Here is a 14,199-nt window from a genome sequence, read left to right as displayed (position 1 = left end):
AAGGGAGGTACGACACCATGGACACAGTCATCTGGGTACTGCTCGCCGTCATCGTCGCGGTCTTCGTGATCGCCGGGCTGGTGGCACTGAGCAGGGCGGCAACGACCCGCAAGCAGGACCGGGACCGCGCCCGCGCAGCCGAGCTGCGCGAGGAGGCGGGCACGCACCAGACCACCATCCGGCGCCACCAGGCCGAGGCCGACGCGGCCGAGGCGCGGGCCCGCGAGGTGCGGGCCGAGGCGGACCGGAAGGACGCGGAGTCGCGGAAGCTGGAGGCCGACTACGAGGAGCGCCGGACCACGCTGACCGAGCACGTGAAGGAGCGCGACGAGGCGCTGCGGCGGGCCGACGAGCTCGACCCGGACGTGGACGACGCCCCGGCCCCCTGAGGCGTCACGGAGCGTGACCGGACTCCGTGACAGCGGGTTCTCCACAGATTCCAGATCGACGTAGATATCGAACAGGTGTTCGATCATGCTTGATCCATGACCTCGGGCACCGCGCTCCTCGACACCGCCGCCTCGGCGGCCGAGCTGCATGCGTGTCTGGACCGCGCCACGGCGTGGGACGTCGATTGCTTGTCGGGGGCTCAGCAGGCCGCGTTGCTGCAGTCCCTGGCCCGGGCCGAGGCTCGGGTCGCGGCCCTGCGACTGCGGGTGATAGCCGCAGCCGATCGGTCCCGTACGGCGCTCCAGGCCGGTGCCGCCTCGACCGGGCAGTGGGCCGCCCGGCTCGCGAACGCCGACCAGGCCGAGTCCCAGCGGCAGGTCGGGTTGGCGCAGGGTTTGGACCGGCGTACCGCGGCCCGGGAGGCGCTGGCGGCCGGCTCGATCTCGACCGAGCATGCGGCTGTGATCGTGCGCGCGGATAGCGATCTGCCAGTCCGGGTGACCCGTGAGCAGCGCGACGTCGTCGAAGCTGCGCTCGTCGAGAAGGCCCAGACGCTCTCCCCCGGCGCCCTGCGTCGCGCAGCCCGCCGCGCCCTGGCGGCGGTTGAACCGGACCCTGTCGTCGTGGACGGCCACGAGGACGAGCTCGTCGCCGCCGAGGAGGACCGCGCCCGGAGCCGGACCCGGCTGACCTTGCACGACAACCGCGACGGCACCCTCACTTGCCACTTCACGATCCCCACCGACCACCCTGCACCCCCGCACCGCCGCAACCCTGATCGTGACCGTCGAGCACGACACCCTGCGCGACGCCCTCAAGGTCGCGCACCTCGACACCGGCGCCGACCTCTCCGCCGGCGAAGCCCGGCGCCTCGCGTGTGGCGCCGGGATCATCCCCGCCGTTCTCGGCGGCACCTCACTACCCCTCGACCTCGGCCGGTCCTCCCGGCTGTTCAGTGAGGCCCAACGCACCGCCCTCGGACTCCGCCACGACACCTGCGCCGCCGACGGCTGCGAACGCCCCTACGCCTGGTGCGAGCTGCACCACGAGGAACCCTGGTCGCACGGCGGGAACACCGACCTCGCCCAAGCGATCCCGCTCTGCCACTTCCACCACCGACGGATCCACGACCCGCACTACGAGCACGTCCGAGCACGCGATGGAGCGGTCGTCTTTCACCAGGTTTCGAGGCAGGTCTGGACGGCCTGCACCGCAACCACCGAGGTGCTCAGTGACCGGGGCCGGTGACCATCCGCTGGCGCTCGCGCTCGTGCGCGCCGCCCTTCTCGGCCAGCGTAGCGCAGGCCTGCTCGATGTCGCGGGCGAGGGTGTCGACGTGCTCGCGGCTCATCGTCTCCTTCACCAGGGCGCGCATGATCGTGACGTCCTGGGCGTCCGGCGGCAGCGTGTACGCCGGCACCATCCAGCCGCGCTCGGCGGAGAGCTGCCAGGCGATGTCGAACTCGTCGTAGTCCTGCTTCTCGGCGAGCTTGAAGGCCACCAGCGGCAGCTGCTCCTCGCCCTGACCGATCACCTCGAAGAGCCCCAGGGCCGCGAGCTTCTCCGCGAGCACGCGCGCGTTCTCGGCCATGTTCTGCATGATGTAGGTGTAGCCCGCGCGGCCGTACCGGATGAAGTTGTAGTACTGCGCCAGCACCATCGAGGAGCCGGTCGAGAAGTTCAGCGTGAACGTCGAGTCGGTCTTGCCGAGGTAGTTCTCCTTGAAGACCAGGTCCTCGGCCAGGTCCGCGGTCTCGCGGAAGATCAGCCAGCCGATCCCCGGGTAGACGAGCCCGAACTTGTGGCCGGACACGTTGATCGACCGCACCTGCTCCAGCCGGAAGTCCCACGGCGAGTCCGGGTAGAGGAACGGCCAGACGAAGCCGCCGCTGGCGCCGTCGACGTGCAGCGGGATGTCGAGACCCCGGTCCGCCTTGGTCCGCACCAGCAGGTCGTTGATGCCGACGATGTCGTCCTTGTGGCCGGTGAAGGTGGTGCCGAGGACCGCGGCCACGCCGATCGTGTTCTCGTCGAGGTGCGGCTCCACGTCGTCCGGCCCGATCGTGTACTTCCCCGGGCTCAGCGGCACGATCCGCGGCTCCACGTCGAAGTACCGGCAGAACTTCTCCCACACCACGTGCACGTCACCGCCGAAGACCAGGTTGGGCCGGTCGGTCGGCAGGCCCGCCGCCTCGCGCCGCTTCCGCCAGTTCCACTTCAGCGACAGGCTGCCGAGCATGATCGCCTCCGAGGACCCCTGGGTCCGGGCGCCGGTGGTCTCCCCCGGGGCGTGGAACAGGTCGGCGAGCATCCGGATGCAGCGCTGCTCGATCTCCGCGGTCCGCGGGTACTCGGCGTGGTCGATGAAGTTCCGGTGCAGGTTCTCGGCGATGATCCGCTGCGCCTCCGGCTCCATCCAGGTCGTCACGAACGTCGCCAGGTTGCGGCCCGGGTCGCCCTCGAGCGCGAGGTCCTCCCCGACCAGCCGCATCGCGTCGGTCGGGGTCATGCCCTGGTCCGGGAACTCCGTGCTCGGCACCTCCTGGATGGAGAACCTGTTCCCGAACAGGGCGGCATCGGCATCGTTCACTACGCGGGCGTCGGTCATTCGCTGCTCCTTCGATCGGCGCCCGGCCTCGAGTGGTGGGGCGATCACACTGGTTCGCGCGACCCTCCGAGCATGCCAACCGTGCGGCCATCAGTCCACGACGAGTTCCTCCAGCTCGCGGGTCGCGTGCGCGCCCTCGACGTCGGAGTGGGTCACGGTGAGGTAGCCGACCAGGGCCGCGAAGAGGCCCAGGCCGATCGCGGTGACGGTGCCGTCGCCCCACCCGAGACCACCCTGGGACGGGGGCTTCCCGAGCCAGTCCGCCACCGAGGCGCCCAGCGGTCGGGTCAGCACGTACGACGCCCAGAACGCGATGGTCGCGTCCAGCCGGCCCGCCCGCCAGAGCGCGAGCGGCACCAGGATCAGGACGCCGAACAGCACGATCGACCCGCCGAATCCCATCCCCAGGTTGATCGCGGTGGTGTCGCCGAGGGCGGTGCCCAGCCCGAAGGTGAGGAGCACGGTGCCCCAGTAGAACCGTTCCCGGCGGGCGGTCGTGATGCTGTGCACCGACAGGGTGCCCTCGCTGCGCCGCCACCAGGTGAGCAGCGCGCAGAGCGCGACGAAGTAGATCACCGAGTCGACGTAGTACGGCGTGCCCAGGGCGACGTGCGGGCCGTCGGCGATCATCGTGCCGAACAGCGCCACGCTCAGCACCGTCACCCAGTAGCGCACCGGGTGGTAGTCCGAGGCGCGCAGCTGGACGGCGAGCGCGACGAAGAAGCCGCCGATCCCGAGGACCGCGGCCAGCGGGATGCTGACGGTGCCGAGGAAGTCGGCGCCGGATTCGCCGATCGCGGTCGTCAGCAGCTTCACCACCCAGAACAGGAGGAAGACCTCGGGGACCTTGGGCACGCGGAAGGTTCGGGACGTCATGCGGCGCGACGCTAGGGGGCCGCGGCTGAACCGGACCTGACAGCGGGCCGCGGTCTAGCATCGGAGCGGGCACGGGTTGAACCGGAAGACCCGGCCGGACGTGTCTTCCTTGTGAGGTGCGATGCCTGACGGCCCGGTCGACCTGATGCAGCAGCTGCACGACGAGCACGCAGCGGCGCTGTGGTCCTTCTGCCTGCACCTGACCCGCGGCGACCACGCCCGGGCCGAGGACGTCGTCCAGGAGACGCTGCTCCGCGCCTGGCGCAAGGCCGACGTGCTGGAGCAGTCGGACCGCTCGGTCCGCTCGTGGCTGTTCACCGTCGCCCGCAACATCGTCATCGACGAGTGGCGCACCGCGCGGGCGCGGCGCGAGCTCAGCGTCGCCGAGGTCCCCGAGCAGGGCGCCACGAGCGACGGCACCGACGAGGCGATCCTGTCCTGGATCGTCGCCGAGGCCGTCACGCACCTGTCCCGGGAGCACCGTGACGTGCTCCTGGAGTGCTACTACCGGGGCGACTCCGTGGCCGAGGCGTCCCGGCGGCTCGGGATCCCGGAGGGCACCGTGAAGTCGCGGACCCACTACGCGCTGCGGGCGCTCCGGCTCGCGCTGGAGGAGATGGGGGTGACGCCATGACTTGCGAGTACCGGTACGACGACGCCGCCTACGTCCTCGGCGCGCTGACCCCGGCCGAGCGCGCCTCCTTCCAGGAGCACCTGGACGGCTGCGCCGCCTGCACCCGGGCCGTCCAGGAGATGGCCGGCCTCCCGGGCCTGCTCGGGCGGATCTCGCCGGACGTGCTCACCGACCCGGGCCAGGAGGTCCCCGTCCCGGCCACGCTGCTGCCCGCGCTCGTCCGCCGGGTGCACCAGGAGCGACGCCGGCGGACCTGGGCCGTCGCCGGTGCCGCGGCAGCGGTCCTCGCCGTCGTCGCCGGCGGAGCGGTCGCGGTCACGCACGCCCTCGACGACCCGAACCCGCCGGCCCGGACCGTCGCGGCCGGCCGGCCGATGCAGGTGCTCGCGGACCACGGGATGACCGCGCGGCTCGCGCTCACCCCGGTGGCCTGGGGCACCCGGATGGACCTGGCGTGCAGCTACGCGGCGAGCACCTACCCCGGCAACGGCCACCACGAGAGCTACGCGATGGTCGTCCGCACCCGGGGCGGCGGCACCGAGCAGGTGGCCACCTGGCGCGCCCTGCCGGGCCGCACGATGCACCTGTCCGCCGCCACCGCCGCCGGGCGCGTGGAGATCAGCTCAGTGGAGATCCGCGGTGCCGACGGCACCCCGGTGCTGCGCCTCACCCCGTGACAGGTAGCCCTCGTCGCGGGCGGCGAGGAGACCGAGCACGATCGCGAGCACCTCGGAGATCGCGGCGGCCCAGACGCGGAACCCCTCCCAGTGGGTGTGGATCCCGTACAGGCCGACGGTGGAGGCGGTGATGAACGCCCCGAGGGTCGCGACGCCGAAGCCGGCGCAGAGGAACAACGGCACCCAGCTGGTCCGCCAGGTGAGGAGCAGGATCGCGATGACGACCCCGCCGATGGCGTTGAGCATGAACGCGGGTCCGATCATGTGCTGGTGACGGACGCCGTCGAACCACATCTGCAGGTGCACCGCGGCGGAGACGAGGACGACGGCCGCGGCGGGATAACGGAACTTCATGGTGTGCTTCCTTCCTGGGATCCGAAGGCCGCGAGGAACCGGTCGCGGAAGAGGTCCATCCGCCAGACCGGCGCGGCCGGATCGGGATTGAGGCCGTCGCGCCATCCCCAGCCCTCGATGCGGCGGGTCACCGCCGGGTCGTGGGCGATCACGGAGATCGGCACGTCGTGGCCGGGACTGGCGCCGCTGACGTAGGAGTGCGGCTGGTGGTCGCCCACCATGACGACCACCAGGTCCGGGTCCGGGTAGGTCCGGAGGAACCCGAGGACCGCGCTGAGCGAGTACTCGATCGAGCGGCCGTAGAGCTCGCGGACCCGGGCCGGGTCGCGGAAGGCGCTCGCGGCCGACTGGCCGAGGGCCGGCATCGGGTCGAAGACGGAGCCGTCGCCGACGTCGGACCACGGCACCAGGTGCGGCAGCGGCGTCCACGAGTGGTGGCTGGAGATGAGGTCGATCTCGGCCATCACCGGGCGGCGCGGGTGGGGCGCCAGCTCGAGCCGGTGGAAGGCGTCCAGGGTGTACTGGTCGGGCATCGTCGCGTAGCCGAACCGCGGGCCGGCGTAGCCGACGTTGCGGGCGTCGTACAGCTGGTCGAAGCCGTAGAAGCGGCGGCCCTGCGGCCAGTCGATCGTGTTGGCCGGGTCGTCGACGACCGTGCGCCAGCCGGCCTCGCGGAACGCCGAGGTGAGCGTCGTCCGGTCCCGGGTCAGCAGCTGGTCGTAGCGCTGCTGGCTGTCCACCCAGAGCCCGGACTGCAGAGTGGCGTGTGCCAGCCAGCTCCCCGCCCCGAACGTCGGCGAGGTGAGGAACGCGCTGCGGGCGGACCAGCCGTCGGCGCGCAGCTGGGCCGTCCCGGCATCGAGCACCCGGTCGACGCCGGGCGAGAACGACGAGCCCTCGACCGCCACCCGGCCGTAGCTCTCGACGAACAGCAGCAGCACGTCCTTGCCGCGCAGCCCGGTCAGCACCCGGTCGGCGGGCGCGCCGGCCCACCGGTCGACGGCCACCTCGCGGTCGAACGTACGACGGTCGCGGAGGTCGTCGCGGAGCCGGTCCACCTGGGAGGAGACGATCGCCGAGGCGCTGTGCGAGGCGACCGGTTCGCCGGGCACCAGCTCGGTCCCGGCGACCGCGGCCAGCAGCCAGACAGCCGCGAGCGCGGTGACCAGCCGGGCGGTGACCCGGCGACGGCGCGCGGCGGCCTCGGTCACCCGGAGCACCAGCGCCGGCAGCAGGGTGAGCACCAGCAGGACGAGGCCGGTCACGACGACCACGGCGCCGACCGCGGCGGCGGTGCCGTTGGTGTCGCGGAGCACGCCGAGCCCGGGCCCGAGGTAGTACCAGTCGTTGAGCGGGTCGACCGGGCGGTCGAAGACGGTGAAGAAGGCGAGGTTCAGCGCCTTCACGACGACCAGGACGCCGAGCAGCAGCCCGGCGGAGACCGCGACGGTACGACGCCAGCCCGCCGGGAGCAGCACGGCGACCGCGACGACCAGGACGCCTTCGACCGGGACCCGCAGCAGGCCCGTCGCGCTCAGCCGGTCCGGCCGGTCGGGGAAGACCAGGGCCGCCCAGACCACGGCGAACGCGAGCAGGCCGAGCAGCAGCGGTCGCAGTGGCGTGCGCCGCGGTGCCGCGCCGGTGCGCAGCTCCAGCGCCTCCCGCCCGAAGGACTCCAGCAGCAACGCCAGGGCGCCCGCGAGCAGGAGCCGGGTCGTGGACGCCGGCAGCACGCCGGCGGCCGCGACCGTGAGGACGATCCCCTGGGTGGCGGCGACGACCTTGCACCACGGTCGCGGCGTGGTGGTGCCGCGCAGCCACGGCCAGACCCTCCCGGCCGCGACGAACAGGTAGCGCATCAGGCCGATGGCCAGCACCCACCAGCCGAACCGGGGGGCGACGTACAGGCTGAGCACGAGGATGAGGAACGCGTCGGTCTCCAGGTCGAAGCGGGCACCGAACTCCGAGACCGTGCCGGTCCGGCGCGCGACGTGGCCGTCGACGAGGTCGAGGACGAGCGCGACCGAGCTGAGGGCGACGAGGAGGCGGACGTCGGCCGGCCGCACCACGGACCCGGCGACCATCCCGGCGACCACGCAGGCGAGCAGCGCCCGAACCAGGGTGACCCGGTCGGCCGGACCGAAGCGGTGGCCGTGAACCCGCAGCACTGTCCCTCCGTCATCAGGGGTACACAGGTAACACGGACCCGGGAACGGGTCGGTTCAGCCCGAGCGAGAGGGATCCGATGACGGAGGAGGCGCAGGCGTTCTGGGTCACCGCACCCGGCGCCGGGGAGATCCGCGGGGAACCGGTGCCCGCGCCGGTCCGCGACGAGGTCCTGGTCCGCACGCTCTGGAGCGGGGTCAGTCGCGGCACCGAGACGCTGGTGTTCCGGGGCGGCGTCCCGGCCTCGCAGTACGACGCGATGCGGGCGCCGTTCCAGGAGGGCGACTTCCCGGGGCCGGTGAAGTACGGCTACCTCAGCGTCGGCGTGGTCGAGCAGGGCCCCGGAGCGCTCGTCGGCCGGACGGTCTTCTGCCTCTACCCGCACCAGACGGCGTACGTCGTCCCGGCGACCGCGGTGACCGTCGTCCCGGACGACGTCCCGCCCGCCCGTGCGGTGCTCGCCGGCACCGTCGAGACCGCGGTGAACGCGCTCTGGGACGCCGCTCCGCTGGTCGGGGACCGGGTCGCGGTGGTCGGCGCCGGGATGGTCGGCTGCTGCGTGGCCCGGCTGCTCGCCGGGATCCCGGGCGTCGAGGTCACCCTGGTCGACGTCGATCCCCGCCGCGCCGGGACCGCGGCGGCGCTCGGCGCCGGGTTCGCGCTGCCCGACGAGGTCGACGGCGGCCGCGACCTGGTGGTGCACACGAGCGCCACCGCCGCCGGGCTGCAGCGCTCGCTGGACCTGCTGGTGCCGGACGGCACCGTCCTCGACCTCAGCTGGTACGGCGACACCCCGGTCCGGCTCGACCTGGGCGGGGCGTTCCACTCGTCCCGGCTGGCGATCCGGGCCAGCCAGGTGGGCGCGGTCGCCGCGGCCCGGCGCGACCGGCGCAGCACCGCCGACCGGATGCGGCTGGCCCTCGACCTGCTCCGCGACCCGGCGTTCGACGTGCTGGTGTCGGGCAGCTCGCCGTTCGGCGACCTGCCGGCGGTGATGCCGAAGCTCGCGGACGGGAGCCTGCCGGCGCTCTGCCACACCATCGGCTACCAGCCCACCAGCGAGGAGGCGCCGTGTTCAGCGTGACCGTCCGCGACCACATCATGGTGGCGCACAGCTTCACCGGCGAGGTCTTCGGACCGGCGCAGCGGCTGCACGGTGCCACCTTCGTGGTGGACGCCGGGTTCGCCGGGGAGTCGCTCGACGCGGACGGCATCGTCGTCGACATCGGCCTCGCCGCCGAGCAGCTCCGCGCAGTGCTGGCCGACCTCACCTACCGCAACCTCGACGACGAGCCCGCCTTCGCCGGGCGGAACACCACCACCGAGGTGCTGGCCCGCGAGATCGCGGACCGGCTGGTGGCCCGGATCGAGGCCGGCGCGCTCGGCGAGGGCGCCCGGGACCTCGGCCGCGTCACGGTCACGCTGCACGAGTCCCACATCGCCTGGGCCAGCTACGAGCGGGCCCTCTGAGGTCGCCGTGGACCTGCACCTGCTCGTACCGGCGGCCATCGACGACCCGGCGCGTCCGAGCGGGGGGAACGTCTACGACCGGCGTGCGGCCGCCGCGCTGACCGCGCTCGGCTGGACGATCCACGAGCACCCGGTGGCGACGGGCCGGCTCGGCACGACGCTGGCCGGTCTCCCGGACGGCGCACTGGTGCTCGTCGACGGGCTGCTCACCGTTCCTCCGTCGGTGGTGGGCTTCCCGCGGCTGCGGGTCGTCGTCCTGGTGCACCTGCCGTGGGGGTACCAGAGACCCGGCGTGCGCCGGGACGAGCGCGATCTGCTCGCCACCGCGGCCGGGGTGGTCGCGACCAGCGGCTGGACCCGGTCGTGGCTGCTCGCGGAGTACGACCTCGACCCGGAGCTGGTGCACGTCGCCGAGCCGGGCACCGACCCGGCGCCGCTGGCGACCGGGAGCCCGGACGGCACCGCGCTGCTCGGCATCGGCCCCCTGGTGCGCGGGAAGGGGCAGGACGTCCTCGTCGCGGCGCTCGCCGGGCTGAGCGCGCTGCCGTGGACCTGCGACCTGATCGGCTCCCCGGGGATCGCCCCGGGGTTCGCCGCCGGCGTCCGCGCCCAGGTCGCGGAGTCCGGACTGGCCGGCCGGGTCCGGCTGCACCCGCCGGTGCCGCGCGCGGACCTCGACGCCCGGTACGCCGCCGCCGACCTGCTGCTCGTCCCGTCCCGGGTCGAGACCTACGGGATGGTCGTGACCGAGGCGCTGGCCCGCGGGATCCCGGTGGTGGCGAGCGACGTCGGTGGCCTGCCCGAGGCCCTGGGGCGCGCCCCCGACGGGACCCTGCCCGGCCTGCTGGTCGCGCCGGAGGACCCGGCGGCGCTGGCCGCGGCGGTCGGCGGCTGGCTCGGCGACCCGGAGCTGCGAGCGCGGCTGCGGCGCGCCGCGCGCGGGCGTCGTACCGGGCTGACCGGGTGGGACCGCACCGCCGCGCGGCTGGCAGAGGTGCTCGCGCACCTCGGTGAACCGCACCCCGGCGCGCTGCGTAGTTCCGGATGACAGCGCCGGCGAGCGGAGAGACGCCCGTGAACAGCACCGCGTGGAAGTGGGCCCGCCTCCTCCTGGGCGCCGGCCTGGTCGCGCTCGTCGCCACCCGCGTCGGCACCGGGCCGTTCCTCGACGGTCTCCGCCGGGCCACCCCGGCCGCCGTCGCCGCGGCGCTGGTGATCACGGCGATCACGACGCTGTGCTCGGCCTGGCGCTGGCGGCTGGTCGCCGAGGGGCTCGGCGTCCCGGTGCCGGCGCGGCGCGCGTTCGCGGCGTACTACCGGTCCCAGCTGCTCAACGCGACCCTGCCCGGCGGGATCGTCGGTGACGTCGACCGCGGGGTCGGGCACGGCCGGGCGGCCGGCCGTCTCGGCCGCGGGCTCGGCTCGGTGGCGTCCGAGCGCGCCCTCGGTCAGGGCGTCCAGATCGCGCTGACCGCGCTGCTCGTGGTGCTGGTGCCGTCCCCGCTGCGCCCCGGGCCCGCCACCGGAGCCGCGGTCCTGGCGGGTCTCGTCGTGGCGGCCGCCGTCGCCGTCCTCCTGGTCCCGCGCGAGGTGCTCGGCGGGGGCCGGTGGCTGCTGGTGGCGCTGGTCTCGGCGGTCGCCGCGGCCGGCCACGTCACGATCTTCCTGGTCGCCGTCGCCGCGTCCGGCACGGCGCCCGCGCGGCCCTCCCTGCTCCCGGTGGCCGGTCTGGTCCTGGTCGCCGCCGCCCTGCCGGTGAACGTGGCCGGCTGGGGACCGCGCGAGGGCGCCGCGGCCGCGGTCTTCGCCGCCGCGGGGATGACCGCGGCCGACGGCGTCACCGCCTCCGTCACGTACGGCGTCCTCGGGTTCGTCGCGACACTGCCCGGCCTGGTCGTCCTGGCCCCAAGGTGGACGCCCAGGTGGGGGCCCCAGTGGGCGCAGAGGTGGGCCCCCAGGTGGGCGCCCAGGTGGGCGCAGAAGCGAGGCTGGGTACCGGAGAACCGGAAGGAGGTCGTCCGTGCCTGAGAGTCCCGGCCCTGAGATCCGTGACCGGCCCTACACCGTGCTCAGCTGCTGCATGTCGCTGGACGGTTACCTCGACGCCGGCACCGACGAGCGCCTGGTGCTCTCCAACGAGTCCGACCTCGACCGGGTCGACGCGGTCCGGGCGACGTGCGACGCGATCCTGGTCGGGGCCGCGACCGTCCGCAACGACAACCCGCGGCTGCTGGTGCGCGACCCGGCCCGGATCGCGGGGCGCCGGGCTCGCGGGCTCCCCGAGCAGCCGGTGAAGGTGACCGTCACGTCGCTGGCGAAGCTCGACCCGGCGGCGGCGTTCTTCACCGCCGGCTCCAGCGAACGGCTCGTCTACTGCACCAGCGACTGCGCCGGTGCGGCCCGCAGCGCGCTCGGCAGGGTGGCCACCGTGGTCGACGCCGGCCGGGAGGTCGACATGCGCCGGCTCGGCGCGGACCTGCACGCCCGCGGCGTCCGGCGCCTCCTCGTCGAGGGCGGCGGCACCGTGCTCACCCAGTTCCTGACCGCCGGGCTGGCCGACGAGCTCCAGGTCGCGGTCGCGCCGTTCTTCGTGGGCGACTCCCGCGCCCGCCGGCTCGTCGACGACGGCTGCTTCCCGTGGGACTCCGGGCACCGCGCCACGCTGGCCGAGGTGCGGCCCGTCGGCGACGTCGTCCTGCTCCGCTACGCCCTCTCCGACCGGTTCGCCTAGCCCGGGGCCGGCCGCTCCGCGCCTGAACCCGCGCGTGCCGAAACCTTTCGGCCCCGGTTCGGGGTGCGGCATGCTGACCGGGGGAACACCTGACTGGGGGTTCGTGTGAAGACCTGTGGGGCGTGCGGCACGGCCGGGCAGGCCGAGGGAGCGAGCTTCTGCTTCTCCTGCGGCAGCCCACTCGCGGCGCCCGCCTGCGCCTCCTGCGGCACCCACCTCCCCGCCGGGGCCCGGTTCTGCCCGGGCTGCGGCACCCCGAGCGGCGCACCCGGCACGGACCCGGTCGCGGCCGCGGCTCCCCCGCAGAGCGCGGCCCGGAAGATCACCAGCGTCCTGTTCGGCGACCTCGTCGGGTTCACCTCGCTGTCGGAGAGCCGCGACGCCGAGGAGGTCCGCGAGCTGCTCAGCGCCTACTTCGAGGAGTGCCGCGCGATCGTCAACCGCTACGGCGGCGCGCTGGAGAAGTTCATCGGCGACGCCGTGATGGCGGTCTGGGGACTGCCGGTCACCCGCGAGGACGACGCCGAGCGGGCCGTCCGCGCCGGCCTGGAGCTGGTCGAGCGGGTCCAGGCACTCGGCGACCGGATCGGCATGCCGGGTCTCAACATGCGGGTCGGCATCACCACCGCCGAGGTCGCGGTGAACCTCGGCGCCACCGGGCAGGGCATGGTGGCCGGCGACCCGGTGAACACCGCGGCCCGGATCCAGTCGACGGCGAACCCGGGTGAGGTCTGGGTCGACGAGACCACCCGCAGCTTCACCTCCGCGGCGATCGCGTTCGCCGACGCCGGGTCGCACGCGATGAAGGGCAAGGCCGAGCCGGTGCCGCTGTGGGTGGCGGGCGCGGTCGTCGCCGGCGCCGGCGGGGACCGGCTGCGCGACGACGGCCTGCAGGGACGGCTGGTCGGCCGCGACCGCGAGCTGCGCATGGTCAAGGAGGTCTTCCACCGGGCCGAGGAGATGCTGCGCCCCGGGCTGCTCGTCGTCGACGGCGAGGCCGGCGTCGGCAAGTCCCGCCTGGGCCAGGAGTTCTACAAGTACGTCGACGGGTTCCAGTCGAGCGTGCTCTGGCACCGCGGCCGCTGCCTGTCCTACGGCGAGGGCGTCGCCTACTACGCCCTGGCCGAGGCCGTGCGCGCCCGGCTCGCGATCATCGCCGGCACCGGGGCCGAGGGCGACGACGTCGGCAACCGGCAGACCCTGCAGCGCGCGCTCACCGACCTGGTGCCCGACGAGACCGAGCGCGGCTGGCTGCAACCGCGGATCGCCGCGCTGCTCGGCCTGGAGTCGGGCGGCTCGTTCCCGCGCGAGGACCTGTACGTCGCCTGGACCGCGTTCTTCAAGTACGTCGGCCTCTGGCAGTCCGACGTGGTGCAGCCGGTCGTGCTCGTCGTCGACGACGCCCAGTACGCCGACGAGGGACTGCTGGCCTTCCTCGAGCACCTCCTCGCCGCCGCGGACTACCCGCTCTTCGTGCTCGTCCTCGCCCGGCCGGAGCTGCTGACCGAGCACCCGGAGCTGGTCGGCAACCGCCGCGTCACCGTGGTCCACCTCGAGCCGCTGTCGACCGCGGAGATGACCAGCCTGCTGGACGGCCTGGTCGCCGGCGTGCCGGCGGCGATCCGGGAAGAGCTCGTCGCCCGCGCCGAGGGCATCCCGCTCTTCGCGATCGAGACGGTCCGCTCGCTGGTCGACCAGGAGCTGGTCGTCGCCCGCGACGGGCACTACGTGCTGGCCGACCCGGACGCGGTCGACCTCGGCGCACTGACCGCGCCGGCCAGCCTGCAGGCGCTCATCGCCGCGCGGCTGGACACGCTGCCGGCGGGCGAGCGCCGGGTCGTGGACCGGGCCAGCGTGCTCGGCCTGGTGTTCACGGCTCCGGGGATCGCCGCCCTGTGCGACGACGTACCGGACCTGGACGGCGCGATCGCGGGCCTGGTCCGCCGCGAGGTGATCCGCCGCGAGAGCGACCGGCTCAGCGCGGACTTCGGCGACTACCGGTTCGTCCAGGGCGCGGTCCGCCAGGTCGCCTACGGGATGCTGTCGCGCCGGGACCGGAAGTCGACGCACCTGCGGGTGGCGCGGGCGCTGGAGTCCGAGCTGGAGTCCGGCGACGCCTCGGTCGAGCTCGCGCCGATCATCGCGCAGCACTACCTGGACGCGATCGACGCGGTCCCCGCCGACCCCGACGTCGGCGAGCTGACCCGCGCCGCGTCGGACCACCTGGAGCGCGCGGCCGACCGGGCGGCCGCTCTCGGCGCGCCGTCCGAGGCGGCCGCGCACCTCGCGCAGG

Annotated in this window: 14 protein-coding genes and 1 pseudogene; 11 read left to right on the top strand and 4 right to left on the bottom strand. The window is 74.0% G+C overall.

What is annotated here, in order from left to right:
• Positions 1-17 precede the first annotated feature (17 nt).
• The 3 genes and pseudogenes from AB4Y76_RS18565 to AB4Y76_RS18555 all read left to right on the top strand — a co-directional run bounded on the left by AB4Y76_RS18565 (position 18) and on the right by AB4Y76_RS18555 (position 1,638).
• The gene (locus tag AB4Y76_RS18565; protein ID WP_441927988.1) at positions 18-389 is read left to right on the top strand and encodes a hypothetical protein; all 372 of its coding nucleotides are present in this window, start codon (positions 18-20) and stop codon (positions 387-389) included.
• A gap of 96 nt (positions 390-485) precedes the next feature.
• Positions 486-1,091: pseudogene (locus AB4Y76_RS18560) on the top strand (DUF222 domain-containing protein); the annotation flags it as partial.
• A 79-nt stretch (positions 1,092-1,170) separates the two neighbouring features.
• The gene (locus tag AB4Y76_RS18555; RefSeq protein WP_441928049.1) at positions 1,171-1,638 is read left to right on the top strand and encodes an HNH endonuclease signature motif containing protein; all 468 of its coding nucleotides are present in this window, start codon (positions 1,171-1,173) and stop codon (positions 1,636-1,638) included.
• Here the strand turns inward: AB4Y76_RS18555 and AB4Y76_RS18550 are convergent.
• Positions 1,619-2,998, bottom strand: a complete 1,380-nt coding sequence (locus tag AB4Y76_RS18550) for a glutamate decarboxylase (protein WP_441927986.1) — start codon at positions 2,996-2,998, stop codon at positions 1,619-1,621. The genes AB4Y76_RS18555 and AB4Y76_RS18550 overlap by 20 nt on opposite strands.
• A gap of 90 nt (positions 2,999-3,088) precedes the next feature.
• On the bottom strand, positions 3,089-3,874 hold the full coding sequence (locus AB4Y76_RS18545) for a COG4705 family protein (protein WP_441927984.1): 786 nt from the start codon (positions 3,872-3,874) through the stop codon (positions 3,089-3,091).
• 121 nt (positions 3,875-3,995) lie between these two features.
• On the opposite strand from AB4Y76_RS18545, the gene AB4Y76_RS18540 reads away from it, so the two are divergent.
• A complete protein-coding gene (locus AB4Y76_RS18540; RefSeq protein WP_441927982.1) occupies positions 3,996-4,508 on the top strand; it encodes a sigma-70 family RNA polymerase sigma factor in 513 nt (170 codons plus the stop codon).
• Positions 4,505-5,185, top strand: a complete 681-nt coding sequence (locus AB4Y76_RS18535) for an anti-sigma factor family protein (protein ID WP_441927980.1) — start codon at positions 4,505-4,507, stop codon at positions 5,183-5,185. The genes AB4Y76_RS18540 and AB4Y76_RS18535 overlap by 4 nt, the downstream gene beginning before the upstream one ends.
• Here the strand turns inward: AB4Y76_RS18535 and AB4Y76_RS18530 are convergent.
• Together AB4Y76_RS18530 and AB4Y76_RS18525 are read right to left on the bottom strand one after the other, a co-directional pair.
• A complete protein-coding gene (locus AB4Y76_RS18530; RefSeq protein WP_441927978.1) occupies positions 5,132-5,539 on the bottom strand; it encodes a hypothetical protein in 408 nt (135 codons plus the stop codon). The two genes, AB4Y76_RS18535 and AB4Y76_RS18530, sit on opposite strands and share 54 nt — an antisense overlap.
• Positions 5,536-7,707 (bottom strand): CDP-alcohol phosphatidyltransferase family protein, encoded by a 2,172-nt coding sequence (locus AB4Y76_RS18525; protein ID WP_441927976.1) that lies wholly within the window; start codon positions 7,705-7,707, stop codon positions 5,536-5,538. Before AB4Y76_RS18525 ends, AB4Y76_RS18530 begins: the two co-directional genes overlap by 4 nt.
• A gap of 77 nt (positions 7,708-7,784) precedes the next feature.
• On the opposite strand from AB4Y76_RS18525, the gene AB4Y76_RS18520 reads away from it, so the two are divergent.
• The 6 genes from AB4Y76_RS18520 to AB4Y76_RS18495 form a co-directional block, all read left to right on the top strand.
• Complete coding sequence (locus AB4Y76_RS18520) at positions 7,785-8,789, top strand: zinc-dependent alcohol dehydrogenase (protein ID WP_441927974.1); 1,005 nt, start codon at positions 7,785-7,787, stop codon at positions 8,787-8,789.
• Positions 8,777-9,175 carry a 6-pyruvoyl trahydropterin synthase family protein gene (locus AB4Y76_RS18515; protein WP_441927972.1) on the top strand — a complete coding sequence of 133 codons (399 nt, stop codon included), beginning with the start codon at positions 8,777-8,779 and terminating at the stop codon, positions 9,173-9,175. Before AB4Y76_RS18520 ends, AB4Y76_RS18515 begins: the two co-directional genes overlap by 13 nt.
• Positions 9,176-9,182: 7 nt before the next feature.
• Positions 9,183-10,223: a glycosyltransferase family 4 protein gene (locus AB4Y76_RS18510; protein ID WP_441927970.1), complete on the top strand. Its 1,041-nt coding sequence runs from the start codon at positions 9,183-9,185 to the stop codon at positions 10,221-10,223.
• A gap of 26 nt (positions 10,224-10,249) precedes the next feature.
• Positions 10,250-11,203 carry a lysylphosphatidylglycerol synthase transmembrane domain-containing protein gene (locus AB4Y76_RS18505; RefSeq protein WP_441927968.1) on the top strand — a complete coding sequence of 318 codons (954 nt, stop codon included), beginning with the start codon at positions 10,250-10,252 and terminating at the stop codon, positions 11,201-11,203.
• The gene (locus tag AB4Y76_RS18500) at positions 11,196-11,906 is read left to right on the top strand and encodes a RibD family protein (RefSeq protein WP_441927966.1); all 711 of its coding nucleotides are present in this window, start codon (positions 11,196-11,198) and stop codon (positions 11,904-11,906) included. The genes AB4Y76_RS18505 and AB4Y76_RS18500 overlap by 8 nt, the downstream gene beginning before the upstream one ends.
• A 105-nt stretch (positions 11,907-12,011) precedes the next feature.
• Positions 12,012-14,199: adenylate/guanylate cyclase domain-containing protein (locus AB4Y76_RS18495; RefSeq protein WP_441927964.1), on the top strand; the 2,188-nt coding region annotated here is incomplete at its 3' end.

This window comes from Marmoricola sp. RAF53 (assembly GCF_052114005.1).
Classification (GTDB): domain Bacteria; phylum Actinomycetota; class Actinomycetes; order Propionibacteriales; family Nocardioidaceae; genus Marmoricola.
This window is presented reverse-complemented; position numbering and strand designations above follow the sequence as displayed.